General features: G+C 73.6%; 2 protein-coding genes. Both read left to right on the plus strand.

Annotated elements, in window-relative coordinates:
• The first annotated feature begins 133 nt into the window (after window positions 1–133).
• A complete protein-coding gene (locus ACWGH4_RS35250; protein ID WP_441267603.1) occupies window positions 134–505 on the plus strand; it encodes a cupin domain-containing protein in 372 nt (123 codons plus the stop codon).
• The coding region (locus ACWGH4_RS35255) for an aminotransferase class I/II-fold pyridoxal phosphate-dependent enzyme (protein WP_453468000.1) at window positions 502–1,196 on the plus strand (695 nt) is incomplete at its 3' end. The genes ACWGH4_RS35250 and ACWGH4_RS35255, both read left to right, overlap by 4 nt.

Raw genomic sequence — 1,196 nt, forward strand, 5'->3', positions numbered from 1 at the left:
GCGCCGCTGTCTGCGCTCCGGTCCCTCTCGCCGCGCGGGCCGGTGCGGCCGGACCGCAGCTCCAGTCCCGCTCGAGCCGGGTCGTGGAGTCTCACCACCGTCGAGGTCCGTAGCCGGAAGAGAAGGTGGCCCTGTGGCAGCCGCTGAGATCCGTACCGACGTACCGCAGTTCCTGCCGGTCGCCGGTCATCACGAACCCGCCCCCTTCTATCTGACGGCCGACATGTTCGGCGGGGTCCCGGTGCAGGTCGCGGGCGGCCCGATCGACCACCTGGTGGGCCGTCCGGTGGCCGATCCGCACCGGCACGAGGTCGCCGAGATCTACTTCCTGGTCTCCCCGCGCCCCGGTGGCGCCCGTATCGAGGTGACGGTCGACGGCCGGACGCATCAGCTGTCCTCCCCGGCGCTGCTGCACGTGCCGGCCGGGGCCGAGCACCGTTTCGTCACCCTGGAGGCGGAGCCGGGCAGTTACTGCTTCGGCATCCTGCTGGGGGAAGCGGCATGACCACGGCGCCGGCCCGCTTCGCACCTGCCCGGCTGCACCTGAGCGAGAACGCCTACGGTCCCAGCCCGATGGCCGTGCGCGCGGCGCACGAGGCCCTCGATCCGGCTTCCGTCTACCCCGATCCGGGCCGTGCCGTGCCGGTGGCGGCGATCGCGGAACGGGTCGGCGTCGGGGAGGCCCAGGTGGCCGTCGCCAACGGCAGCGACGAACTGGTGCTGTTGAGCGCCCTCGCGCTGGGCGACCGCGGCCGGCCCGGGGTGACCTCGGCCGGGACGTTCCCCGGCTACCGCATCTGTCTGACGCAGGCCGGGCGTGGCTGTAGGGAGATCCCCCTGCGGGAGGCGCAAGCGGACGCCGAAGCGATCGCCGCCGCCATGGAGCACGCGGGCATCGTCTACCTGTGCCACCCGCACAACCCGACCGGCGCCGTCCTCGACCGGGACCGGTTCGGCATGCTGGTGGAGCGTGCGGCGGTGACCGGCACGCCTTTGGTCGTCGACGAGGCGTACCTGGAGTTCGCCCCGGCGGGCACCCCGCAGGTGCGGGACCACCTGGGCAGCGGGGCGCCGCTGCTGTCGCTGCGCACGTTCTCCAAGGCGTACGGTCTGGCCGCGCTGCGGATCGGCTACGCGGTGGGCTCGCCCGATCTCATCGCCGCGCTGCGCGCGGCCCAGGCCACCCTGCCGTTCAG

The organism is Streptomyces sp. NPDC054847 (assembly GCF_053610925.1).